Source organism: Streptomyces sp. NPDC001027 (genome assembly GCF_040299045.1).
GTDB lineage: Bacteria > Actinomycetota > Actinomycetes > Streptomycetales > Streptomycetaceae > Streptomyces.
Genome location: NZ_JBEPBI010000004.1, coordinates 1 through 22,876 on the forward strand (window position 1 = coordinate 1; position 22,876 = coordinate 22,876).

Sequence of the window (22,876 nt, forward strand, 5' to 3'; positions counted from 1 at the left end):
CTTTTCTGTGCACGTCGTTGCGGCGTGTGGCGGGAGGCCGGGATTGGCGCTGGTGGAGTTGTCGGTTGTCGAGCAGAGATACCGGGCTGTCCTGGAACCAGTAGAGAAGGTTGTTACTCAACAGATGGCGGCACCTGTGTCCGGTCCCGGGAGATGCTTGACACTTCGGTCCCAGCTGAGGGTTGACGGTGGCCGTGATCGGCTTTTCTGTGCACGTCGTTGCGGCGTGTGGCGGGAGGCCGGGATTGGCGCTGGTGGAGTTGTCGGTTGTCGAGCAGAGATACCGGGCTGTCCTGGCCGTGCTGGCGGGTGCGACCGTGACGGAGGTGGCCGCTCAGCTGGGGGTCTCGCGGCAGACGGTGAGCGGGTGGAAGTCGAGGTATGAGGCTTCGGGTCTGGCCGGGCTGGCGGACCGGTCACGTAGGCCGGCCTCGTGTCCGCATCAGGCGTCTGCCGAGGTGGAGGCGGCTGTGTGTGAGCTGCGGCGTAAGCATCCCAGGTGGGGTCCGCGGCGGATCGCTCATGCGCTGGAGCGGTCCGGGGCGGTGGCGCCGGTGCCGTCGGATGACCGTGTATCGGATCCTGGTCCGTCATGGGCTGGTCGAGCCGGGGGTTCGGCGGCGGAAGCGGTCGGATTACAAGCGCTGGCAGCGCGAGCGTGCGATGCAGCTGTGGCAGATGGACATCGTCGGCGGGGTCATGCTGGTCGACCCGGTCACCGGCGAGCTGACCGAGGCGAAGATCGTGACCGGGGTGGACGACCATTCCCGGTACTGCGTGATCGCGTCGGTGGTCGAGCGGGCGACGGGGCGGGCGGTGTGCGCGGCGTTCGCCCGGGCCCTGCAGACGTTCGGGGTGCCGGAAGAGGTGCTCACCGACAACGGAAAGCAGTTCACCGCCCGGTTCGGCCGTGGTGGTGAGGTGCTGTTCGACCGGATCTGCCGGGAGAACGGGATCGCGCACCGGCTCACGCAGCCGGCGTCGCCGACCACGACGGGCAAGGTCGAGCGGTTCCATCAGACCCTGCGGCGTGAACTCCTCGACGACTGCGGCGTGTTCGAGAGCATCGGGGAGGCTCAGGCGGCGCTGGATCGTTGGGTGCAGGAGTACAACTCCGATCGCCCGCATCAGGCCCTGGACATGCAGTCTCCGGGCGACCGGTTCACCCCGGTTCCCGAGCAGGAGCGGGACGTGCTGGGCCTGAAGATCCCCGGGGTGCTCGCCCTGGTCCCGCAGCAGCGGGCGGCTCCCGCTGCGGTGCCGGATCCGGTCGGGGCGGCGCCTGCTCGTGTCCCTCTTCCTGAGGTGGTGCAGGTGGACGATGGCGGGTCGGTGGAGTTCGAGCGGGTGGTGCCTGCGAGTGGGAATCTGCAGGTCGCGGGCAAGCAGTTCTGGCTCGGTCCGGCCCGCTCAGGCCTGACGGTGACGTTCTGGGCGGACACTTCGGTGATCCATCTGCTGATCGCCGGGACGCGTATCAAGAGCGTGCGCTCGCACCTGTCGGTGGCGGACCTCGCGCAGCTGGCCGCCCGGGGAGGGCGTGTGGCCGGGCCGCCGCCGCTGCCTGCCGGGGACGGGGCCGCGTTCGAGGTGGACCGGGCGGTGAACGACAGTGGCCTGGTGGGCCTGGCCGGGCGCCAGGTGCTGGCGGCGGAGATCCTGGGCGGTCGCGCGGTGGGCATCCGGATCGACGACGAGACGCTGTCGTTCTTCGATCCGGCCTCGCGGGAGCTGCTGCGGGTGCGGCCCAACCCGCTGACCCGCGAGGAAGTCAGCCGGCTGCGGGGTCTGCGTCCGGCCGGCCCGCCGCCACGGGCCCGCGTGGAGCCGGTCAGCGTGCAGCGGCGGATCAGCGCGGTCGGCACGATCATGGTCTGTCGACAGACCGTCCCGCTCGGCCGTCCCTATGCCGGCCGGACCGTGACCGTGCACGTGTCGGGCACGACGATCGCCGTCGAGCTGGACGGCCAGATCCGCGTGATCCGCCGCACGACCGACGTCCCCGTCCGTAACGTGAAAGCGAACAAGCCCCACGGGGCTTCTCATGTTTCCTAGGCCTACCGTCAAGCCTCAGGTGGGACCAGAACGTCGTGCATCAGCTGGGACCCGACAAGATGGCGGCACCTGTTGATCACGAGCTCCGCGTCTCAGAACGGTGGCGGGTCGCTCCATCCTTCGGCGGGTTCTGAACGCCATGGGGGGTTGTCTGGCGACAAGTCCGTATCGCAGAACAGGAAGGGGTTCCGCTGGCCCTGTATCCCTGCGAAGTCCTCGCCCCAAGAGTCGAGGGCATCGATGGCTCTCTCGCGGTGCTGCCATAGATCGCTGGTTCCGAGCACCTGCCGGATCAGGGGTACCAGCGCTGGGCGGTGCTCGAGCAACCGGGCGTCGTCGAGGAGCGGGATGCAGGCTGTGATTGCCGCTTCGCATACATGGCGGTCGGGGTCGTCGACGTATGTGCACGCGGCGCGGAACAAGATTGGCCGCATCTCACGTATTGCCACTGCCGGCGGGTAGTCCTCCAGCGGGAACCCATGAAGTTGGCGCACGGCATCCATAGCGTCGGTCACCTCGACCGCGACTGATGCAATCCAGAGCAACAGCTCGGCGCGGAGACATCCGGGGAAGGCGTGGCGGGCCTTGTCGACCGGAAGCAGCGTCCTCGAATCGGGCAGGATCGAAGCCACGTACTGGGCTGCAGGTACTGTCGCCTCGTAGATCGTGTTCTGGTGGTGCAGGACGTCGTGCAGCTTGTTGAGTGCCTTGGTCCTCACGCTCGGATCCGCGTCCAGGAGCGCGACCAGTGTGATGGGCGCGTCAGTGGCCCGTCCGTATGCATGGTTCAGCGTGGCCCAGTTCGTTTGGCTGAGCATCTCGTGCGCATCGGGCAGATCAGCCTTGGGCGGTGCCTTGTCCTCGAGGCTCACGCGATCCGCCACAGGGGCGCTATGTACCGCTCCGCTCGCCTGCTGATGAGGAGCTGGCGCAGGTCGTCTCGCTGGGTGCCGTTGAGGTTCAGGACCTCTGTGAGGTGGCGGAAGGTCGTGTGGGTGACTCCGCGGCGTCGGGCCTCGTCCTCGAACGCATCGAGCTCGGAGAGCACGGCGTCCGGATCGAGCTTCACGGCTGGCTGGTCCTTGAGCCAGGCGGCCTTGTTGCGTTCGTAGTCGATCTCCGAATAGCCGCAGACCTCTCGGCTGTGGGCCTCGGCCTCGTCCAAGCTGGTGGTCGACAGGACCGCGCGGGCCAGCTCGTTGCGGTGCAGAGCGTCGTCCATGTCGACTTCGTGCAACCCGGGGCTGTCATCTGTGAGTGGAACGAGCAGCCCGGCGTCGCGTACCTCGCACACGCCCCTTGCCCCTCGCGCTGCCGCAGCGAGCATTCCCGTGGCCTCGGACGGATGCCACTCTAGAACGTCGCTCACCGACTCCGTGTCCTTCGGACTGAACGTGTGGAGCAAGTGGCCGAGCGCGCTGCGTACGTCGTCGGCCGGGAGTTCGCCGTCCAGGCCGGGGCCGGCCACCAGGAGCCGCACGTGAGCGTTCACCTGACAGCAGGCGGCCAGGGTCAGAGCGTCCCCAAGAGGGCTCTTGAGGGTCGGTTCGTCGCCTCGCGCGAGGATGTCTCCCCCCACGTCCAGGAGATCGACTGAGGTCGGCGCCAAGAGGGCTATCAGCTCGTCGAGTTGGCGCGCTACGCCTTCGGCGCCATGGTGCGGGTCGATCAGGGCGAAGGTGTGGGGGAGCTCAGCGGCGAGCCGGGGGAGGGTGGATCCTGCGGGGGCGATTGGGCGGGCCGCAGCCGGCACTGACCACACGGTTTTGGTGAGCTGCCGTATGCCGGTGAAGTCGGAAGGGGCGCGTGGGCCCGGCACCGGGTCGACCAACAGGCGGTCCCACGCGTACGTGAGGATCACCGCCTGGCCATCGTCGCCGTACAAGGCGGCGTCAAGCATTGCGGCGGCGACTGCGTCGCCCCCTCCTCCTGCTGCGACGATCAACCGCGTCATGTGCTCAACATTACGGGCTCGGGGTCTGGCCACCGACCCTATAGTGGCTAGAGGCCATAGCCACTTGGATGAGGAGGGGACATGCCTCAGATCGAAGAGGCGCAGCCGAAGTATCTCCAGATCGCTCACTACATCCGCGATCAGATCCTTCGGGGCGACCTGAGGCCAGGGGACGAGGTCCCCTCGGAACGGCAGCTTGCGGCCAACTGGAAGGTGTCCAGGCCGACGGCGGCGCGGTCCCTGGAAGCGCTGAGCCACCAGGGGCTCGTCGAGAAGCGGCAGGGGTCGGGCACGTATGTGCGCAGTCTCGAAGTGAACCGACGCGCACGGGAGTTGTACGGGCGGGCGCGGCAGACCGGGAAGATCTACACGCCTGGTGAGTACGCGGTCATCACGTCGGCTGGTTGGCTGGATGCTCCTGACTACGTCGCAGAGGCGCTGGGTCTGGTGAAGGATCGTCGGGCAGTGCACCGCCGGCGTGTGACCAACAACCAGGACGGGCCCATCACGCTCTCCACATCGTGGTTCGCGCCTGACGTCGGGCAGCGGGCGCCCAGGCTCCTGGACCCGGAGCGGATCCAAGAGGGCACGCTGATGTACGTCGAGAACACGACCGGACGGCAGGGGAGTTACACCGAGGACCGTATGTGTGCTCGGCAGGCGACCGACGAGGAGTCGGCGGACCTGCAACTCAAGTCCGGCTCACCGGTCCTGGTCGTGCACCACGTCGTCTTCGATCTGCAGGACCGGCCGTTGGAGTTCGCCGAAGCCACTTACCCGCCGCAGCGCTGGGCGTTCGAGCAGGGCTACCCCCTCACCTGATGAATCGCGCCATTTCAGCGAACGGCTTGCATCCCCCAAGTGGCTAATGCCACTATCCATTCAGTGGCTAAGGCCACTTGGAGAAGGGGGCGCGGTCGTGACGAGTCAGGGGTCGGTGCAGGGCGGGCACTTAGCTTGCCGGGCATGCCGTGGTCGGGGTTGGAAGCGGGTCAGCTCGCGCTCCGCCCTGGCGCTCTCCGTCGTCACCGACCGCGCCCGTGCCGCATCGAAACGGCGCTGCCTCGACTGCGACGGTAGCGGCAAGGAGTGAGCACGGATGGCCTACATGATCGACCGCTATCCCTCTGAGGACTCACCGCGACTCGGGGCGATGACCTTGTACCCCGTCGCGGAGTCCGCGGCCCTGTCCCGGCGCTGGTTTCGTAAGTTCATCGCCCCGTACAACCCGGCCTGCTCGGTCGACGACTGCGTGCTGATGATCTCGGAACTGGTCACCAACGCCATCCGCTACGGCCAGTCGGACGAGGTCTGGCGAGTGCGAGTGGAGTGGTTCCGGGAAGGCGCGTCGCTCAAGGTCGAGGTGCACAACGCCGGCTTCCCGGCGAGGGTGAGGCTGCGGCGACCGGACGCGGCCGACGCGCACGGCCGCGGGCTGCTCCTCGTCGATTCGATCGCCGACTCCTGGCACTGTGGGCCCAGTCGATTCGGCGGAACGGTCGTCTCCTTCGTGATGGCCGATGCCTGGCCTTCCTGAGGCGGGAGCGGGCACCCTGTACTGCGCCATAGGATTTCTCGCTAGTCTGGTTGACCAGTTGACTTGGCCAATCCTGACGGGCGGCGTTCATGGCGTATGAAGTGGAGGCACCCAAGTACGTACGCCTCGCCCAGACGATCCAGGGCCGCATCGAGGACGGCACGTACCCTCCGGGCTCGAAGGTGCCCAGTGAGAATCAGTTGGTGCAGGCCTTCGGCATGTCCCGGCCGACCGTCGTGCGTGCCCTTGAGTTGCTGAAGCGGGATGGCTGGCTGGAGTCCCGGCAGGGGTACGGAACGATCGTGCGCGGTCGGCCGGCCGGTGTCGAGCAGAGAGACCGCCGTGGGCGGGAAGTGCTGGAGCGCGACGAATCGCAGAGTTCAGGACGCCTGATCGCTGTTGAGCAGGTCCCGGTTCCCGCGCGCGTTGCTTCGGTGCTTGGTCTGCCTAAGCGAGCTAAGGTCCTCATGCGCCGTTTCCTGGTCGTGGAGGACGGTGAACCCGTCGAACTGGTTTCGTCCTACTTCCCCGCCGGCCTGGTCGAGGGCACCGCCTTGCAGAGTGCCGATCTCCTGACCGGCGGCACCCGTGCGCACCTTGAGACGCGGAAGAAGGTTCGCTTCGATCACGTGACGGAACGGGTGTCGGCCAGACTGGCCGAGCGTTCTGAGGCCGATCTCCTGGAGCTCCCGGAGGGTGTGCCCGTCCTCAGCGTCCTGGTCGTCGCGTGCGACGCCTCAGGTCAGGCGCTGCAAGTCTCTGACGTGCTGCTCCCTGCTGACCGGCAGGAACTCGAAGACACGTACCGACTCGGCTGAACCTGGGGACGCCCACCGCGGCTTGGATGGGACGGCTGATGCTCACGCCCGTCGTGTGGCGAGCCGGTACACCACGTAGGTAAATCCGAGGATGACGTCGACTGCCGCCCACAGTCCAATGATGAGTCCCACGCCGATAGTGGTTCCGACGTCGTCGGCGTCCTCGCACAACTTCAGGTTGTCGCCGGTGAGCCCTCGGCAGTCTTCGGGGGTGCCGCTGCCGCTCGCGGCTCCCATGATCACGCCGATCAGAAACAGGATCTGGATGTGAGGTTCCCCCGAGATGCGGGGAAAGGTGACAGCAGGTCAGATGGGTCTCATGAGAGGAGCCCAGACGATGCCTGCCCCGAGGAAGTACCCGCTGGAGTTGCGTGAGCGTGCGGTGCGGATGTACCGGACCGCCGAGCCGAAGCCGGTGATCCGCCGGATGGCCGAGGAACTCGGCGTGCATCACGAAGCCCTGCGGAACTGGATCCGGCAGGCCGAGGCCGACGCCGGCGAGCGGGATGGCCTGCTCACCACCGAAGAGAAGAACGAGCTCGCCCAGCTGCGGCGCGAGGTGCGCGACCTGCGCCGGGCGAACGAGGTCCTGCGGACGGCCTCGGCTTTTTTCGCCGCGCAGCTCGACCCGACCCGGCCCAGGTGACCGCACTCCTAGACGAGCACCCGCACCTGGGGGTCGAGCCGGTACTGCGGGAACTGCACATCCCCTCCTCCACCTACTACCGCTGGCGCCAGGCTGAGAAGGACCCCTGCGAACGGATCCGCCAGGACACCGAGCTGACCGGGCAGATCCGGCGGATCCACCAGGACTCCGGCGGGATCTACGGATCGCCCAGGATCCATGCCGTCCTGCAGCGCGAGGGTGTCCACGTCGGCCGCAAGCGGGTCGAGCGGCTCATGCGCCAGGCCGGCCTGGCCGGGATCAGCCCCCGCAGGAGCAAGAGCTTCACCCGCCGCGACCCAGACGCCGACCTCGCCCCTGACCTGGTGCAACGCGACTTCACCGCACTCGCGCCGAACCGGTTGTGGGTCACTGACCTGACCATGATCCCCACCCTGGAGGGGCCACTGTGGCTGTCGGCGATCCGCGACGCCTTCTCCCGCCGAGTCGTGGCCTGGGAGACCTCCGCCCGCGCGGACGCCGACCTGGTCCTCACCTCCCTCGAGTACGCACTGGCCAGCCGCGAGGTCACCCCCGGCGAACTCGTCCACCATGCCGATCACGGCACGCAATACACGTCCATCAAGCTCACAACTCGCCTGGTCAGAGCAGGTGTTCAAGCATCCATGGGCTCGGTCGGCGACTCCTTCGACAATGCCCTGGCGGAGAACCTGTGGATGCTGATCAAGACTGAGTGCATCCGCGGACGGACCTTCGACACCAGAGCCGAGGCGAACCTCGCGCTCTTCGAGTACATCGACGGCTTCTATAACCCCCGCCGCATCCAGAAGCGCCTCGGCTACCTCAGTCCCATCGAGTTCGAAGAGAAGCACTACGCCGACCAGGCAGCGGCCGAACCAGTGAACCTGAAACCACGTCAACCCGCCCTGACCTGCTAGTCAGCCACTCCCGCGCAGCGGGGGAACCTCAATGGCTAGGAAGATCCAGAGGAAGACTCGATGTCGCTTCTTTGGTCGGGGTGCCCTGCTCTCGTGTGGACTGCTTGCCGGTGCTTGCGGCTGTGCTGACCAGTCATCCGGCTGCGTTGCGGGTGTCTGCGGCTCGCGTGGATCCCACGACTGCGGCTCCTGAGCACCGTGTTCTCTGCCCATGTCCGCCCTCCTCCGTGTGGCTGGCTTCATGGTGCGCCTGCGTTACCGCGTCCGCTCGTTGACGACCACCAAGCCACTTGACAAGTCAACTTGGCACCCCTGGCTTCGAACTTGCTAAGTCAACCTGTCAGGTGACGAGTTGATTCATCTCAGAAGGAGAACTTTCTGTGCGTGTGATCCGCGTTGACGCCTCGACCGCGACGATCCTGCTCACCGAAGCGCCGGCGCCGAAGGTGCGTGACCGGCAGACCGGTGAGATTGCCAAGGACGCCGTGAGCGGTGAGGCGCTGATGACCGTCGGCGTCGTCTTCATCGACGAGGGGGACTCGTCGCTCATCCAGGTCACCGTTCCCGAAAGCGGTGTGACGGAGGGTCTGACCGTCGGCGCTCCCGTGTCCCTGCCGGGGCTCATCGCCCGGCCGTGGGAGAGCGTGTTCAACGGCCAGCAGCGGCATGGCATCGCCTACCGCGCCACCGCGATCGCGCCGGGTGCCTTCCCGGTCCCGGTCGCTCAGGCGGGCTGATCGTCGTGACGGACCTGATCATGTTGGCCGAGCTGGGCGCACCCCTCGCTGCGATAGGCGGCGCGGCCTACGTCCGGCACGCCAACCCGGCTGCGTACTGGTCCACGGTCGGGCTGCCGGTTTCGGTGGCCCGGCTGCTGGCCTCGTACTCCTCGACCATGGACGCCTGCGGTCTGACCGTCGAGCCCTCCCGGTTGCGGGTGTTGGCCATCAAGGCGACCAGCCGACGTGAGATCCGGCCGGTCCCGCCTCGGCGGGGCGTAATCCGGCCCACTACGACCGGCCTGCGCGTCCGGCTCCGCCTCGCTCCCGGCCAGGAACCGGCCGACGTCGCCGCCTCGGCGGAACGGCTCCGCCACGCCTGGGGCGTGCACGGCGTGTACGTGAAGGACGTCAAGCCCGGTGTCGTCGAACTGCGTCTCATCGGCTTCGACGTCCTGCGCAATGTGCGCATGCCGCGGCGGACCGAGGGCGGATTCCTCAAAGTGCCGGTGGCCTTGCGGGAGGACGCGACCGCGTTCTTACGGGACTACCGCGCTGTGCCGCATGGACTCGTCCTCGGCGCGACGCTGTCGGGCAAGTCCATGTACCTGCGGAACCTCATTGCCGGGCTCGCGCGGCAGCCTGTCGCCCTGGTCGGCGTCGACTGCAAGCGGGGCGTCGAGCTGGCCCCGTTCGCTTCCCGCTTCGCCGCGCTGGCGACCGACCCGGACGAGGCGGCCGAGCTGTTGCCCGTCCTGGTCAAGGAAATGGAGGACCGATACGACCTCATCAAGGCCCGCCAGGGCATCGCTCCCGGTACCCGCGACGAGGAGATCACCTCGGACATCTGGGGGCTGCCCGAGAGCGAACGGCCCACCCCCATCGTGCTGTTCGTCGACGAGGTGGCTGAACTCTTCCTCGTCGCATCCCGCAAGGACGAGGAACGACGGGACGAGATGGTCACCCACCTCATCCGCCTCGCCCAGCTGGGCCGGGCGGCCGGCATCTACCTGGAGGTCTGCGGGCAGCGCTTCGGCGCCGAGCTGGGCAAGGGCGCCACCATGCTCCGGGCCCAGCTCACCGGCCGCGTCTGCCACCGAGTCAACGACGAAGCGTCGGCCAAGATGGCTCTGGGGGACATCGCCCCCGAAGCGGTCGACGCCTCTTGCGCCATCGCCGCCGAGCTGCCGGGCCTGGCTGTGGCCGGTGACACCTCCGGTGGCTGGTCCCGCATCCGCACCCCGTACCTGTCCCTCGCCGCTGCCGCGGCCACCTGCCGCGAGACGGCCCACCTCGCCCCGGACGTTCCGGCGCTCACGCCCTTCCGGCCGTACGTCCCGCCTGTCGCCCTCGACCGCCCCGAACCGGTACCTACCGCGCGCCTCGCCTCCGACACACAGGTGGACTGATCGATGCGCACCCCCGGCATCCGCATCGACCCCATCCTGATCCAAGCGGCCATCGCCGCGGCGCTCTCCTTCGCTCACTTGCACGACGTCGCTGCGGCGGCCGGGCAGGACGGTTGGAAGGCGTGGGCCTATCCGATCAGCGTTGACCTCCTCCTCGTTGCGGCCTGGCGGCGGCTGCGCTCCGGTACGGCGAAAGCCGCCGGCTGGTGCTGGTTCGTCGTCGCCCTGGTCGCGTCTCTGGGCGCGAACGTCGCCACCGCCGGCCTGCTCGACCTCGGCGACGTCCCGGCCTGGCTGCGCATCCTCGTCGCCGGATGGCCCGCGGTCGCCTTCCTCGGCGGAACACTCCTCGCGCACGGCACCCCCGATCGCGACGAGGCGCCGGTGTCGGACCAGGACGAGACACCCGCCACGCCCGTCACGACGACTGCCCCTGAGCTGCCCGCCGCTGCTCCACGTCCGGCCGTGCAGCCCACGGCCGCCCCCGTCCCACCCGCCCTCGTCGCCCTCGCCCGCAAGGTCGCCGACGACCACCGGACCCGGACCGGAACGGACATCGACACCCCAACCCTTCGCACCCGCCTCGGCGTTCCGCTCACGCTCGCCGAAGCCATCGCCGCACAACTCACCTGATCTCGGAGGACTTTCCACCTTGCACCCGTCCACGCTCCGCACGCTCAACCGCGCCGCCGAGCTGACCCGTCAGAACCGCCTCACCGAAGCAATGCTCATCGCCGAACCCGTGATCCTCACCGCCGACGAGTACGAGGGCGCGGAGATCCGGCGCTGGCTGCTCGCCCACGTCGCCGACTTCACCGGCGAGAACCAGAACCACGACGAACCGAAGGAGCTGCCCTGATGCCCGCCAACCGCCGCTTCCGCCGAGTCGTCCGCATCGGACCCGTCCAGGTAGGCACCGCCTACGACGGCCGCGGCCGCGAGAAGCACACCGCCGTCTGCACCGCCCCGCGCTGCGGCTTCTCCAACGACTTCGACACCCGCGCCGCCGCCGAGCTCGCTGCCCGCACCCACCGCTGCCGCGTCCGCTGAGGAGATCCCGTGACCGTCTCCCTCCCGCTCGTCTTCGTCCTGGGCGTCATCGCCTGGGCCGCGATCAAGTTCCTGGGCGTCCGCATGTGGGTCGCCGTCGTGATCGCCCTGTTCGGCTTCTGGCTCTCCCACACCTTCCTCGCCCCCGCCATCGAGTCCGGCACCCGCTCCGGGGTCGGCGTCGTCAACGGCGACAACCGCTGAAAGGAGCTCCGCCATGTTCCGCCCCAAGCTGCCCGACGTCCCCACTCCGCCGCCGACCCTCATCCCGCAGCAGCACCAGCACAACCCGGCTCCGACCGCCGCCGGCCACTCGCTCAGCCCCTACGCGGGCCCGGTCGCCGCCGTCCTCATCGGCGGAGTCGTCCTCACCGCGCTCCTGGCGGCCGTCGCCGTCACGGCCATGTCCGTGGCCATCGCCGCCGTGGTCCTGCGCTCGCTCCTCAACAACGCCAACAGGCGCTGACCGGCCGCCGGGGCGGCAAACGCCGCCAAGCATCCCGCCGCCCCGGGGCCGTCCCTCCCAACCGCAGAAACAGCCGAAAGGAACACCCATCATCACCCGGCAGACTCCGCCCCCGCTGGCGGAACTCTCCATGCTGGCCTCTCTCGGCACCATGCCTGAGCTGGCCCGCCAACTCTCCGGCCTGGGCGGCTGCACCCACCCCGTCCGCCTCGACGGCCACCGCACCGAATACGCCGTCGACACGACAACCGGCGAAATCGGCCGCACCCTGCACCACCTCGACTCGACCGCCCTCCCGGCCGGCCAACTCCTCGTCCGCTGCAACAACCGCCGCGCAACCCGCTGCCCCGCCTGTGCCGAGACCTACCGCCGCGACACCTACCACCTGATCACCGCCGGACTACGCGGCGGCAAAGGCACCTCGGACCAGGTCGCCACACACCCGCGCGTCTTCGCCACCTTCACCGCCCCCGGCTTCGGCCCCGTCCACAACCGCCGCACCGACGGACGCCCCTGCCGCTGCGGTGCCCGCCACGACGAGAACGACAGCACGTTAGGCACGCCCCTCGACCCGGACCGCTACGACTACGAAGCAGCCGTCCTCTGGAACGCCCACGCCGGGCACCTCTGGCGGCGCTTCTCCATCTACCTCCGCCGGGAGATCGCCAAGCGCGCCAACCTCACCCAACGCACCTTCCGCGACCACGCACGCGTCTCCTTCGCCAAAGTCGCCGAGTACCAGAAGCGCGGAGCCGTCCACTTCCACGCGGTCATCCGCATCGACGGCCCGGAAGGCGGAGACACCCCACCGCCCGCCTGGGCGACGGCAGAGCTCCTGACGGACGCAATCCAGGCCGCAGCCACCGCCGCCCGCGTCGACGGCCCGACCATCGACGGACGCGCACACACCTTCGCCTTCGGCCGCCAACTCGACGTCCGCACGATCCGATCCGCCGACTTCGACGACGGCCAGGAGCTCACCGAGCGGGCCGTGGCCTCGTACATCGCCAAGTACGCGACCAAGGGTGCCGAGACGGCGATCGGCACCCTCGACCGCCCGCTGAAGTTCCTCGCCGAACTTGCCCAAGCCCGCATCTCCGACCATGCCCGACGCATGATCCGCGTCGCCTGGACCCTCGGGGCACGCCCCGAGCTCGCCGAGCTCCGCCTACGGGCCTGGGCTCACATGCTCGGCTTCCGCGGCCACTTCTCCACCAAGTCCCGCCGCTACTCCACCACCCTCGGCGCGCTGCGCACCGCCCGCGCCGACTGGCGACGCGCACAGGTCGCCGCGGTGGTTGAGGCAGAACCCACGGAAACGACCCTCGTCCTCTCGCACTGGGTCTTCGCCCGAACCGGCCTCTCCCGGGCCGAAGCCTGGCTGTCCGCATCCCTCGAACCCGCCCCCGGAACGGAAGGAGAACCGACATGGACGCCCGTCGCGACGAGCTGATGACTGTTCGCCAGGTCCTGGATGAGCTGGGTGGTGTCTCTCGCCGGACGTTCTACCGCTGGCGGGAGCTGGGATATGGGCCAGCCGCCTTCAAGCTGCCCAACGGAGAGCTCCGGGTGTGGCGGAGTGACTTCACCACGTGGCTGCGACGGCTGGAGGCGGCGGCGTGAAGTCCCTTGACGTGAAGGTCTGGGCGGTTCGTAAACGGGACACCAAAACGCCCTCGTACGGTGTCCGCTGGTCCGTTGCCGGCAATGTGCTCTCGGAGTCGTTCCGCACCAAGGCGCTCGCCGACCACTTCCGCACGAAGCTCATGCGAGCAATGCGCGACGGTGAAGAGTTCGACACCGAGTCGGGCCTCCCAGCCTCAATGGAAGAGAAGAAGTCGGCCGTGTCCTGGTACGCCTTCGCCCTCAGGTACCTGGCCATGAAGTGGCCCCATGCCGCCCCCAATACGAGGGACGGCATCAACGAGTCCCTCACCAGCGTGACGTTGGAGCTCCTCGACGAGCGTGCCGGACGGCCGTCCGATGAGGTGATCCGCAAAGCACTGCGCAACTGGGCCTTCGTGTTGCCGGGGCCTGACGATCGGGAAGTCCCGGACGACGTACGGAACGTTTTGCACTGGGTGTCCAAGGCCTCCCGACCGCTCGCCGATCTTGCTGAGCCGGCCACGGCCCGCGCCGTTCTCGACTCGCTGAAGCTCAAGCTCGACGGCACAGCGGCAGCGGCAGAGACCGTGCGGCGCAAGCGTCGGACGCTCGTCAATGCCGCGAACTACGCGGTCGACCTGGGGGAGCTGCGGGAGAACCCCATTACGGCTGTGCGCTGGCAGAAACCGAAGGTGTCCAACCAGGTTGACCCGCGCGTCGTCGCCAACCCGGAGCAGGCTCGCAACCTCCTGGCGGCCGTCTCCTATGTGGGCGGATACCGGCGTGCCCGCGGCCGTCGTCTCGTGGGTCTGTTCGCCGCGATGTACTTCGGTGGCCTCCGGCCAGCTGAAGCGGTCGGCCTCGCCGAGACGGACTTGATCCTCCCGGCACAGGGCTGGGGCTCGGCGCTGCTCCACCGAACCCGCCCATCGGTCGGCAAGCAGTGGACCGACTCGGGGGAGACCCACGACGACCGCGGGCTGAAGAACCGGCCGACCGAGGACGTCCGGCGGGTACCTATTCCGCCTCACCTCGTCGCCGTGTTCCGTGAGCACCTGGCCACCTTTGGCACGGCGGACGACGGGCGCCTCTTCTTCAGCGAGAAGGGCTCGGTCGTCCCGTCCTCGACCTACTACCGCGTGTGGCAGGAGGCCCGGCTCCTCGCGCTCCCGCCGGCCGCCGCCTCCTCGCCGCTCGCGAGTCGGCCGTACGACCTCCGTCACTCCGCACTGTCCACGTGGCTCAACGCCGGCGTCGACCCGACCGAGGTCGCCGAGCGCGCCGGCAACAGCGTCGAGGTGCTGCTGACTCGCTACGCGAAGTGCCTCGACGGACGGCAGGACGTCGCCAACCGGCGTATCGAGGACCTTCTGCGCGAGTACGAGTGAGACACCCTGCACCCCACCAAGGCCCCGGGCATCTTGTCCGGGGCCTCTCTCGTTTTGAGCGCTACCTGCTGCGATGCTTCGAGCCGAGAGCGGACGAGGGGGGCTCGTGGAGCTGACGGTGACGCGCTGGAAGCGGTACGGACAGGATCGTCTGTACGCGAACCTGCCGGATGGCACCGCGGTCGCCTGGGCGGACGTCAGGACAGGGAACATTACGGTCCTGGTCGCCGAGTATCGCGACGACGTGATTGCCGTGCTGACACGCCACTTACGGAACGACTCCGAGTCGGTTAAGTCGCAGGGGGCACCTGAGGCTGAATCGCGCCCCATGCTGCCGCCTTTGACGTCGGCCGACGACCTGTCCACCAACCGCCCTGGTGAGTCCCTCCGGGACCTGCTCGACAAATCCGGGGTGGGTCTGATTGAGCGGCTCTTCTCACAGCTCTTGCGTCGTCGCACAGAGTGGGACTCCTGGCGCAAGGGAATAGCGGGGGAGAAGAGGGTGGGCGCCGAGCTGAACCGTTTGGCACGCCATGGCTGGCGGGTCCTGCATTCCCTTCCCCTGGCTGACAAGGTGGATGTCGATCACTTGCTGATTGGGCCGGGCGGGGTGTTCAGCATCAACACAAAGCACCACCACAGAAGGGCCGTATGGGTCGGCGACGATTCCGTGAAGGTCGACCACGGAAAGCCGGCGCCCTACGCACGCAAGAGCCGGGCAGAGGCCAAGCGAGTGGCCCGAGTGCTTGAGCATTACTGCGGCTTCCCCGTACCGGTGGAGCCGGTGCTCGTCTTCGTCGGCGTCACCGATCTGAAAGTGGTCGCCACCCAGCTCAGCGTGCGCGTGTATCAGGACCGTCAGGTGGCGGCACTGGCTCCGCTCTCGGGGGTGCTGACAGCCGAACAGGTCGAGCAGGTGTACGGCGTCGCTCGCCATCGACAGGCTTGGAGCCAGGCCTGAGGCAATCCGTCTCAGCGAGGGGTCAGTCATCCCTGCCGGAAGCGGTTTACCCGTCCCAGCGGGTTGCAACGGCATCCGCGACGCTGAAGACAGCGTCGCACTCGGCGCATTGCGCCTTACCGAAAAGATAGGTCAACTTGTCCGCGACATCGGCCTGGTTGTCGGCTAGCGCCCGACTGTGCAGTTTTTGGGCAAGCCCCTCCAGCGCTGAGGAGTCTGCAGGCTGAAGAGGGATCTTCTTTGCCGCGGTCTCATTCATGTACATGCTGTCCGTGGTCGAGAAGAAGCCGTACTCACCGAAGGCTATGAAGTTCTCGGCGCTACACGCGGGGCAGGGAACTTCGTACTCGTCATCATTCAGGCCGTCGAGTTGTTCGCCCCAAACCGCGACATCTTCGAAGCCGAGGAGTGCGGCGAGCAAGTAGACATAGGTTCTGGGGTCATCGCTGAGGCTCGGATCTCGAAGAGCTTCCTCCGTCAGTTGCAGCAGGTCGGACATCTCTGAGGCGTAGGCCACGTGGGGATCCTGCTCGCCATATGGCTGGTCGGTGCTGGCCGCGATGGCGCCGGCCAGCAAGAGTGGTTGCTGCCTGTTCGCAGGCGACCACTGGCGCGCCATGTCTCGTAGGGCCGGCAAGGCGGCATGGCTTGCCGAGTAGACGGTGCCCTGATGGCACGAGCGCGACCAGAGCTCGGTCCAGTCTGAGTCGTTCGGGGCTTGGCTCACCCTGTCGAGCAGACCGGGGACGTCTTCTGCCGTGCCGTAGGCGTGCTTGAGCTGCGACCAGTCCGTCATGTCGGCGATCTAAGCAGTCGGGTGCCGCAGACTTCACGACCGGGGGCGTGCCAGTCGCCCTGTCGTCGGAAAGCGTTCGGCGACCTGCGGCGATGATCCAAGATCCCGTCCACGCCTCGTCCACAGACGCCGACATATGCCCGCTCCGGGCTGCATCCGCCTGCACATACGCGAAGACCCCGGCTCCAGCGTTTCCGCTGGTGACGGGGTCTTTGGGCACCTAAATCAAGGTGCCCCCGGCAGGATTCGAACCTGCGCACACGGCTCCGGAGGCCGTCAGCTTCCCGCACGCTTTCCCAGGTCAGAGGCTTACCTGACGGTTTGTCAGGCTCGCCGTCCCGCGCATGTCCCGCAGAAATGAAATGCCCTATTTGCTCGTCTTGCCTCGATCATTCCCTGTGGCGGTCGATCCATGCACCATGACGTAGATCACGACTTCCTCGGGCAAGCGTAGGGGTATATGGTGCGCCCTTCAATCGAACAGGGCAGCGGTCCGGAGTGCGTGGGACGAGCGAAGTGAGCCGGTTGTGCGCCCGGCTCGATGAGGGAGCTCCCGCGCGGTGTCGGGGGCGAACGATGGTCGGCGACCGTGCCCCACGGCTTTTCATCCGGATGTGTGGGAGCGGGTGTCCATGTTGAGTTTCCGGCTTCCAGTGAGGGCTCGACGGGCAGCCCATAGTCGACGCTGTGCTGGGCCGACGCCGCGGACCTGCCTCGCATGGTGAGTGGCGTTGGCCGGAAGGCGGGACTCTCATGGCCCCGACAGCGAACATGCGAGTCGGACGCTGCGGCGGATCGCCGACGGCTGTTCGTCCAGGAGGGCGACCAGTTCGTCGGGCGGCAGGTCCAGGGCGGAGAAGTTGTGCAGGGCGGCGGGCGAAGGCTGGCTCGGGCCGGTCAGTGCATTCCGAGGGTGGACTGTGCAGCGGGGGCTGTGGGCCCTTTTGCGTCGTAGCCCTACGCGTGTGGACCACAGGTGAGTCGGCGGCGCCCGAAGGGGTCGCCGGAAGACTCGGCCGCACCTGGGACGTGCATGCCGGCGGCTGTCGTTTGAAGTTGTGGGCTGGTGCGGAATGCGGCCTTTCGACGTGCCGGCAGGGTGGTGGCGGTGGACTATCAATGATCCGCATGATCGCCGGTTTGGCTAACCGGCGATCCCGGGTTATGTTGCGCCGCTCGAAGCGGAGACGCGAACAAGAACGATCTCCACAACTCTTGTGCCAAGGGCTGGGCTCACTCATGCCACTTCGCACTGCTGATCCAAGTTCGCATCGCTGAACCCGTCTCTCACCTGACGGGGCGAAGCGCACTGGAAACTGAGGTTGTCAGAAGCCCCCACCCGCCCGTCGTGTTCCTAATCGCTCAGGGAAAAAGCAGATGGCCGAACTGCCACGATGCTCCTCGGTGATCCGTCAGCGGCGCTCACCTACCGAGACTCCGCGGGTTGGCCCTTTGCCCACCACAGGAACGCGGCGGAGTGCTGCTGGTTAGCGAATCCTTCGCCGACGAGGGCGTGCAGAAGGTCATTGCTCCAGAAGATGAGCCGGCCAAGGGTCCAGTTCACCGACTCCGGCGCCGGCAGTTCCAATCCGTAGACCATCCGGGCGATCTCGCGCTTACCGCCCGCCTCCGTCGTGTATTTCAGGATGGACAGGAACCGCTCGGGCTCCACCACGCAGAGAACCCTCGTGAGGAGGGCTTCCTTGAAGCCGGTCATCGCGAACGGCTTGGTGCCGTTCAGGAGCTGTTGCAGCCGGTCCTCGCGCGGTTCGTCGTCAGACCCGTACAGGAGGTATTCGATGGTTTGGCGGGTCGCCTCTGCCGCTACGGCGTCGCCCATGGTGTTCCACGCGGCGTTGAACATGGACTGGTTGCCGGGGTGGGCTCCGATGTCGGAGTTGGCGAAGTCCTTCAGAGCCCTGGGGTCGCACGTGCGCAGACCTTCGCGCGAGAATATCTTTTGGTATTTCTCCCAGTAGGCCGCTACTTCGGGGTCGAAGCCCGGTCTGGTGGTGAGGTACTGAGCCTTGAGCCGGTCGGCGCGTTCCAGCATTTCGGGCTCGACATCCTCGGCAGTTGGGAAACGGGCCTTGAGGTCGTTGAAGGAGTGGGACGGCTGCTTCTTCGGGTCAGTAGGTGTGCCGTGCTCCCATGTGTAACCGCACCGGTGCTTGACGAGCCGACGCCCGCCCTCCAGGTTGCGGACCAGCTCGATGTCCTCGTCTTCGCTGCACAACGGGCACATGGCCAACCCCATGGCTACCCCCCATTCCAAACGATGCTGTATCGCACCGTGAACCAACACACGCTTCACATCGGGGCCGCATTCTTCCACTCCGGTTCCTGCGGGGCAGAGCGCGGAGCCACATCAGCCGGCCGACAGCTGCCGTACCAGCCGCTGAACAGCCTCCCGAAGGGTCGTGATGTTCACAGCGGCCGGGCCGGAGCCCCAGGTCGTCCGAGGCCAAAGAAGGCCCGCTGGCGACGACGATGTTCTGGCAGGTCGCCTGGCGCGGATATGCGACGGGGCAGGATGGAAATCGCCTACGTCGGCAGCTGACGCACCACGTCGTCGTCCGTCACCTCGTACACGTCGATACGCAGCAGCTCGCGGACGTGTGCCGGAACGCGCTCGACGGCCTTCACGGACGAGGACGGCATGACCAGCGCGTACCGTATCCGGGAGTCCTGGCTCGTCATACGGCGCAGCAGCTGCCCGTAGGCGATGTCGGCGTCGGTGCCCTTCTCACTGGTGCGGCCCTTGGCCTCACAGATCAACCGCTCGTCGCCGCGCACCGCTTCGACGTCGGCCCAGGGGTCGGCGGGATCGACCGCCGTCCAGCCCTCGGCCAGCAACCACGTACGGAAGGCGTCGGTGACCCGGTCCTCGTCGCTGTCGTGCGCCAGGATCTTCCGCAGTGCCGCCAGATCCGCGTCCTGGTTGCGGCGTAGCCGTCCGCGGCCGTCCGCGTCGAGGTCGGCCGGGCGGATCACGATCAGCCGCAGCCCGTGAGCGGGGATCTCGGTGTCGCGGCGGGCGTCGTACAGTGCCCGCTGCTCGCCCCGGTGGACGCCGCTGACGGTGAGCTTGTCAGGCTTGTCAAAGTGGGGCATCGGCTGGTCATGCTGCAGCTCCCGGTATTCGGCAACAAGCCGGTGACCGGGCCAGTACGCGTCGACAGGCAGCTTGGCACGTCGCCCGCTCGTGCCGGGGTCTCCTAGAAGCCAGTCGAACTTGTGCTGGGTCAGGGCCGTCTCGCCGAGGATTTGGTCGCACAGGCCGACCACGTACGCCTCATCACTGTCGTCTCTCGATCCCATGGCGGGGCATCATGCCAGTCTCCACTGACAACGGCGGGCGAACCTCGGCCGCACAGGTTCCAGGTGTGACTGGTCGAGATAGATGTCACCTGGTCGCTTGATCAGTCACACGGGCCTCGCGTGAGCTGCTCGGGGCCGCCGCACCCCCGGGGGCTACATCTTGTGCACCTCGACCGAGAAGCCGCGGGCGAGGACGTTGTTGAGGTGTTCGGCGTGCGCGCCAAGCCACTGCTCGGTAGGGATGCCGGGGGCGCTGATCCCGAGGAGTACGTAGTCGTCGGCGTCGGCGGTGCTCTGGCCGCAGACGCAGCACAAGAGGCGCTGGAACATGGTGTCGGCGGGGCTTGTGGCGCTGGGCATGAGCGGCAGGGTAATGAGCGTGGGCCGCTCGGCGTGAGGATTAAACCGGTGGCACCGCCGCCGTCACGGCTCCTTCGGTGCTTCGCGTTTGACGCCCCCGCAGGCCAGTAGCTGTGTCGCGTCCGCATTGAGGAACAGCGTGAAGGCGACGGACCGGCTTGTGATGCACCCGGTGCGCACCGGCTCGTCGCCGTGCTGCCTGAGGATCTGAATGGATTCGTCGAGGCCGAGCGCCGTGCCTCCGTGCCTTTCGACGCTCCTCAGGCGTATCCGGAAGACGCCGACGTGCCGTGAAGCGGGGACCAGTCCGTCCCAGACGATGACTTCGCCGCCATCGGCGATGGCGGCGCGTGCTGCGCTGCAGGCGCTCGTCTGGTCAGTGAGCATTGCGGCGATGTCGGGCTGGGGCGGGTGTTCGTCCTCGGTAGCCATGCGGTGACTGTAGGGACCAGCCTCGGACATCGCTACGGGATTCCGCCCCGGCCGACGCCGGCCCCGGGCTCGCGCGAGCTGCCCAGGGCTGCTACGCGTCCAGGTGTTCGCCGACGTCGTTAGGCACCTGCGTTTCAGCAGCAGCGAGTTGAACGACCTACCGGCGGGCGGTGGCCTCTACAGATGGGGTTTCTGACCGCCCGGTGGAACCTCTTCGTGCAGTGGAATCGCAGCACGCTGGGTGACAACCGGGATGGAAAAGTCGGAGCAGGTGACAACAGGCCCGACCATCTGGTGACAAGAATCGCGACCACTGCACCACTGAAGCCCAGGTCGGCCGCCGAATCGGTGACATCTATCTCGACCAGTCACACTAGGCCCCAGTTTGTCACCGACAGTAGCCCGCGGGTTCGAGCGCAAGCTGCAACGCGCAGGCTCGGTCGTGCATCGATCTCGGCGGGGATCGCTTTGGCTCTCCGACTTCTTCAGCCGGCGTGACGCCACCGGTAGGCGTTGCCCGTGCCGTGTCGGCACTGCATTCGGGTTCCGGCGCTGGTGTAGCCGTACGTTCCAGGAGCACCGCACCAGGAGGCGTGCCTGTCGCCATGCAAGCCGGCGTCCGCAAGGAAGCTGGCGGCATGGCGGGCGATGGGTTCGGTAGCCAGTTCGACACCGAGGCGGACAAAGTCCACTCCAAGGCCGGGCGGTGCGGCGTCCCTGTCGGCGAAACGCGCAGACGATAAGCCTTCAGCACCGGCCATACGGCAATCGCCGCCTGTCAACCCTGCTCGACCCGAGTACACCCGTGTTGGGGGATGTTCGATTGGAAAACCCGGGCAGCCATGCCCCGTCGATCACGAGGAGGCGGGCATGGACCTGAACGAGCATCACGACGGTGCTGCACCGGACCCCGATCAGCTGGCGGGCCGATCCCCGGCGCAGCCGCATGGTGATGGGAGGCAGGACCGGGACAGCGTGGTCGCGGGTCTGGCGGGTGAATTCGGTGCGGAGCTGGTGCGGGCCATCCGTGTGGGCCTGGCCCAGGGCAGCAGCTCCCCTCACGAGTCCCGGGGGCCGTCGCAGCTGAGCTGGTATGCCTTCGCGGCCGAGTACGCGCGGGCCCATTGGCCAGGTCGGGCGGCGAAGACCCGGGACGAGGTCAGCGAGGCGCTGACCGCTGTCACGGTGGCGATGCTGTGGGACCTTCCGGGTCGGCCGAATGGGCAGTTGCTGCGCCGTGCCCTGCGGCACTGGGCGTTCGTCGTGCCCGGGCCGGGGCAGGGGGAGATGCCGACGGAGGACCGGCTGGTGCTGCAGTGGGTGGCGAAGGCGTCCCGTCCCCTGGTGGACCTGCACGATCCGGTCCTGGCACGTGATGTGCTGGAGTCGCTGCGCCGCAAGCTGGACGGTGGTGAGGCGGCGGTGGAGACGATGCGCCGCAAGCGCAAGGTGCTGGTGCACGCGCTCCACTACGCCGTTGAACGCGGCGAGTTGGGCAGTCACCCGCTGAACAGGGTTCGCTGGCGGGTGCCCAAGCCGGCGGTCACGGTGGACCCGCGGGTGGTGGCCAACCCGCACCAGGTACGGGATCTGCTGGACGCAGTCTCCTACGTGGGCGGCTACCGGAGGGCTCGTGGCCGTCGGCTGGTCGGGTTCTTCGCTGGCATGTACTACGCGGGTCTGCGCCCCGAGGAGGCGGTCGCGGTGGCGCTGCCGGACTGCCGTCTGCCTCGGACCGGTTGGGGGCGGTTGATTCTGCACCGCACTCGGCCGCAGGCGGGCAAGCGGTGGACAGACAGCGGCGAGTACCACGACGAGCGCGGGCTGAAGAACCGTCCTCCGGGAGAGACGCGGGTGGTGCCGCTGCCGCCGCATCTGGTGGCCCTGTGGCGCGAGCACGTCGCCACGTTCGGCACGGCCGACGACGGTCGGCTGTTCTTCACCGAACAGGGCCGGGTCATCAGTTACACCACCTACCACCGGGTCTGGCACGAGAGCCGCGATCTCGCCCTGTCACCCGCGCTTACCAGCACCCCGCTCGCGAAGCGTCCCTATGACCTGCGGCACTCGGCGTTGTCCACGTGGCTGTGCGCGGGCGCGGACCCGGCCGAGGTCGCCCAACGGGCGGGGAACAGCGTTGAGGTCCTGCTGAGCCGGTACGCGAAGTGCCTGTACGACCGCCAGTCCATCAACAACCAGCGCATCGAAGGGTTGTTGAGCTCTTACGACGGGCCGCCTGAGCCCGATCAGGCGCACGATTAGCCTGGAATCGCGGACACGGCGTGGTTGCAGGGGGTCGCTGTCCAACCGCTGCGGCGTGAACTCAGGGGAGTGCGCGTCCCCGACGGCTCCCTTGCACGCGTCCATGGCCGACGACGGAGCCGCCGCCTTCGCTTCTCCTGCCCTGCTGCAATGGTAGCGGCACGGACACGGAGCGAGGTC

At 67.7% G+C, this 22,876-nt stretch carries 25 protein-coding genes, 1 tRNA gene and 2 pseudogenes; 18 read left to right on the forward strand and 10 right to left on the reverse strand.

The genetic code is table 11. From position 1 onward, the window contains the following. Nucleotides 1-260: 260 nt before the first annotated feature. A pseudogene (locus tag ABT300_RS02545) lies at nucleotides 261-2,055 on the forward strand (IS481 family transposase). A gap of 92 nt (nucleotides 2,056-2,147) precedes the next feature. Here ABT300_RS02545 and ABT300_RS02550 read toward each other — a convergent pair. Beyond that, nucleotides 2,148-2,927: a hypothetical protein gene (locus tag ABT300_RS02550; protein WP_351671028.1), complete on the reverse strand. Its 780-nt coding sequence runs from the start codon at nucleotides 2,925-2,927 to the stop codon at nucleotides 2,148-2,150. Beyond that, a complete protein-coding gene (locus ABT300_RS02555; RefSeq protein WP_351671322.1) occupies nucleotides 2,924-4,009 on the reverse strand; it encodes a DUF1152 domain-containing protein in 1,086 nt (361 codons plus the stop codon). Before ABT300_RS02555 ends, ABT300_RS02550 begins: the two co-directional genes overlap by 4 nt. 81 nt (nucleotides 4,010-4,090) lie before the next feature. Here ABT300_RS02555 and ABT300_RS02560 point away from each other — a divergent pair, with 81 nt between their 5' ends. The 3 genes from ABT300_RS02560 (at nucleotide 4,091) to ABT300_RS02570 (ending at nucleotide 6,364) form a co-directional block, all read left to right on the forward strand. Then, entirely contained in the window at nucleotides 4,091-4,831 is a 741-nt protein-coding gene (locus ABT300_RS02560; protein ID WP_351671031.1) for a GntR family transcriptional regulator, read from the forward strand. A gap of 277 nt (nucleotides 4,832-5,108) precedes the next feature. Then, nucleotides 5,109-5,546, forward strand: a complete 438-nt coding sequence (locus ABT300_RS02565) for an ATP-binding protein (RefSeq protein WP_310433494.1) — start codon at nucleotides 5,109-5,111, stop codon at nucleotides 5,544-5,546. A gap of 89 nt (nucleotides 5,547-5,635) precedes the next feature. Further along, on the forward strand, nucleotides 5,636-6,364 hold the full coding sequence (locus tag ABT300_RS02570; protein ID WP_351671035.1) for a GntR family transcriptional regulator: 729 nt from the start codon (nucleotides 5,636-5,638) through the stop codon (nucleotides 6,362-6,364). 42 nt (nucleotides 6,365-6,406) lie between these two features. Here the strand turns inward: ABT300_RS02570 and ABT300_RS02575 are convergent, their stop codons facing one another. Continuing rightward, nucleotides 6,407-6,601 (reverse strand): hypothetical protein, encoded by a 195-nt coding sequence (locus ABT300_RS02575; RefSeq protein ID WP_351671038.1) that lies wholly within the window; start codon nucleotides 6,599-6,601, stop codon nucleotides 6,407-6,409. Nucleotides 6,602-6,701: 100 nt separating this feature from the next. On the opposite strand from ABT300_RS02575, the gene ABT300_RS02580 reads away from it, so the two are divergent. The 13 genes from ABT300_RS02580 (at nucleotide 6,702) to ABT300_RS02640 (ending at nucleotide 15,525) form a co-directional block, all read left to right on the forward strand. Continuing rightward, nucleotides 6,702-7,010: a transposase gene (locus ABT300_RS02580; protein ID WP_351671041.1), complete on the forward strand. Its 309-nt coding sequence runs from the start codon at nucleotides 6,702-6,704 to the stop codon at nucleotides 7,008-7,010. After that, on the forward strand, nucleotides 7,007-7,927 hold the full coding sequence (locus tag ABT300_RS02585; RefSeq protein ID WP_351671044.1) for an IS3 family transposase: 921 nt from the start codon (nucleotides 7,007-7,009) through the stop codon (nucleotides 7,925-7,927). The genes ABT300_RS02580 and ABT300_RS02585 overlap by 4 nt, the downstream gene beginning before the upstream one ends. A gap of 380 nt (nucleotides 7,928-8,307) precedes the next feature. Continuing rightward, a complete protein-coding gene (locus tag ABT300_RS02590) occupies nucleotides 8,308-8,664 on the forward strand; it encodes an SCO3933 family regulatory protein (RefSeq protein ID WP_057603435.1) in 357 nt (118 codons plus the stop codon). 5 nt (nucleotides 8,665-8,669) lie between these two features. Then, nucleotides 8,670-10,055, forward strand: a complete 1,386-nt coding sequence (locus ABT300_RS02595) for an FtsK/SpoIIIE domain-containing protein (protein WP_351671048.1) — start codon at nucleotides 8,670-8,672, stop codon at nucleotides 10,053-10,055. A 3-nt stretch (nucleotides 10,056-10,058) separates the two neighbouring features. Further along, the gene (locus tag ABT300_RS02600; RefSeq protein ID WP_351671051.1) at nucleotides 10,059-10,688 is read left to right on the forward strand and encodes a DUF2637 domain-containing protein; all 630 of its coding nucleotides are present in this window, start codon (nucleotides 10,059-10,061) and stop codon (nucleotides 10,686-10,688) included. 19 nt (nucleotides 10,689-10,707) lie between these two features. Continuing rightward, on the forward strand, nucleotides 10,708-10,914 hold the full coding sequence (locus ABT300_RS02605; protein ID WP_351671054.1) for a hypothetical protein: 207 nt from the start codon (nucleotides 10,708-10,710) through the stop codon (nucleotides 10,912-10,914). Beyond that, the gene (locus ABT300_RS02610; RefSeq protein ID WP_069769931.1) at nucleotides 10,914-11,105 is read left to right on the forward strand and encodes a mobile element transfer protein; all 192 of its coding nucleotides are present in this window, start codon (nucleotides 10,914-10,916) and stop codon (nucleotides 11,103-11,105) included. The genes ABT300_RS02605 and ABT300_RS02610 overlap by 1 nt, the downstream gene beginning before the upstream one ends. A gap of 9 nt (nucleotides 11,106-11,114) precedes the next feature. Beyond that, on the forward strand, nucleotides 11,115-11,309 hold the full coding sequence (locus ABT300_RS02615; protein WP_037680541.1) for a hypothetical protein: 195 nt from the start codon (nucleotides 11,115-11,117) through the stop codon (nucleotides 11,307-11,309). Nucleotides 11,310-11,322: 13 nt separating this feature from the next. Then, the gene (locus ABT300_RS02620) at nucleotides 11,323-11,571 is read left to right on the forward strand and encodes a SpdD protein (RefSeq protein ID WP_351671059.1); all 249 of its coding nucleotides are present in this window, start codon (nucleotides 11,323-11,325) and stop codon (nucleotides 11,569-11,571) included. 130 nt (nucleotides 11,572-11,701) lie between these two features. After that, a complete protein-coding gene (locus tag ABT300_RS02625; RefSeq protein WP_351671062.1) occupies nucleotides 11,702-13,024 on the forward strand; it encodes a replication initiator in 1,323 nt (440 codons plus the stop codon). Next, a complete protein-coding gene (locus tag ABT300_RS02630; RefSeq protein ID WP_351671065.1) occupies nucleotides 13,000-13,194 on the forward strand; it encodes a helix-turn-helix transcriptional regulator in 195 nt (64 codons plus the stop codon). The genes ABT300_RS02625 and ABT300_RS02630 overlap by 25 nt, the downstream gene beginning before the upstream one ends. After that, nucleotides 13,191-14,564, forward strand: a complete 1,374-nt coding sequence (locus tag ABT300_RS02635) for a tyrosine-type recombinase/integrase (RefSeq protein ID WP_351671068.1) — start codon at nucleotides 13,191-13,193, stop codon at nucleotides 14,562-14,564. The genes ABT300_RS02630 and ABT300_RS02635 overlap by 4 nt, the downstream gene beginning before the upstream one ends. A gap of 73 nt (nucleotides 14,565-14,637) precedes the next feature. Then, nucleotides 14,638-15,525 carry a nuclease-related domain-containing protein gene (locus ABT300_RS02640; RefSeq protein ID WP_502977863.1) on the forward strand — a complete coding sequence of 296 codons (888 nt, stop codon included), beginning with the start codon at nucleotides 14,638-14,640 and terminating at the stop codon, nucleotides 15,523-15,525. Between the two features lie 46 nt (nucleotides 15,526-15,571). On the opposite strand, the gene ABT300_RS02645 is transcribed toward ABT300_RS02640, so the two are convergent. The 7 genes and pseudogenes from ABT300_RS02645 to ABT300_RS02675 form a co-directional block, all read right to left on the reverse strand. Continuing rightward, complete coding sequence (locus ABT300_RS02645) at nucleotides 15,572-16,321, reverse strand: hypothetical protein (protein ID WP_351671073.1); 750 nt, start codon at nucleotides 16,319-16,321, stop codon at nucleotides 15,572-15,574. Nucleotides 16,322-16,555: 234 nt separating this feature from the next. Further along, nucleotides 16,556-16,615 (reverse strand) — tRNA-Arg (locus tag ABT300_RS02650). Nucleotides 16,616-17,747: 1,132 nt separating this feature from the next. Beyond that, nucleotides 17,748-18,578, reverse strand: a complete 831-nt coding sequence (locus ABT300_RS02655) for a hypothetical protein (RefSeq protein ID WP_351671075.1) — start codon at nucleotides 18,576-18,578, stop codon at nucleotides 17,748-17,750. A 287-nt stretch (nucleotides 18,579-18,865) separates the two neighbouring features. Then, nucleotides 18,866-19,642: a hypothetical protein gene (locus ABT300_RS02660; protein ID WP_351671077.1), complete on the reverse strand. Its 777-nt coding sequence runs from the start codon at nucleotides 19,640-19,642 to the stop codon at nucleotides 18,866-18,868. 153 nt (nucleotides 19,643-19,795) lie between these two features. After that, on the reverse strand, nucleotides 19,796-20,002 hold the full coding sequence (locus ABT300_RS02665) for a hypothetical protein (RefSeq protein WP_351671079.1): 207 nt from the start codon (nucleotides 20,000-20,002) through the stop codon (nucleotides 19,796-19,798). 63 nt (nucleotides 20,003-20,065) lie between these two features. Further along, a complete protein-coding gene (locus ABT300_RS02670) occupies nucleotides 20,066-20,434 on the reverse strand; it encodes a hypothetical protein (protein WP_351671081.1) in 369 nt (122 codons plus the stop codon). 590 nt (nucleotides 20,435-21,024) lie between these two features. After that, a pseudogene (locus tag ABT300_RS02675) lies at nucleotides 21,025-21,143 on the reverse strand (DNA-binding protein); the annotation flags it as partial. A gap of 161 nt (nucleotides 21,144-21,304) precedes the next feature. Here ABT300_RS02675 and ABT300_RS02680 point away from each other — a divergent pair. After that, entirely contained in the window at nucleotides 21,305-22,696 is a 1,392-nt protein-coding gene (locus tag ABT300_RS02680; protein WP_351671083.1) for a tyrosine-type recombinase/integrase, read from the forward strand. Nucleotides 22,697-22,876: the final 180 nt, after the last annotated feature.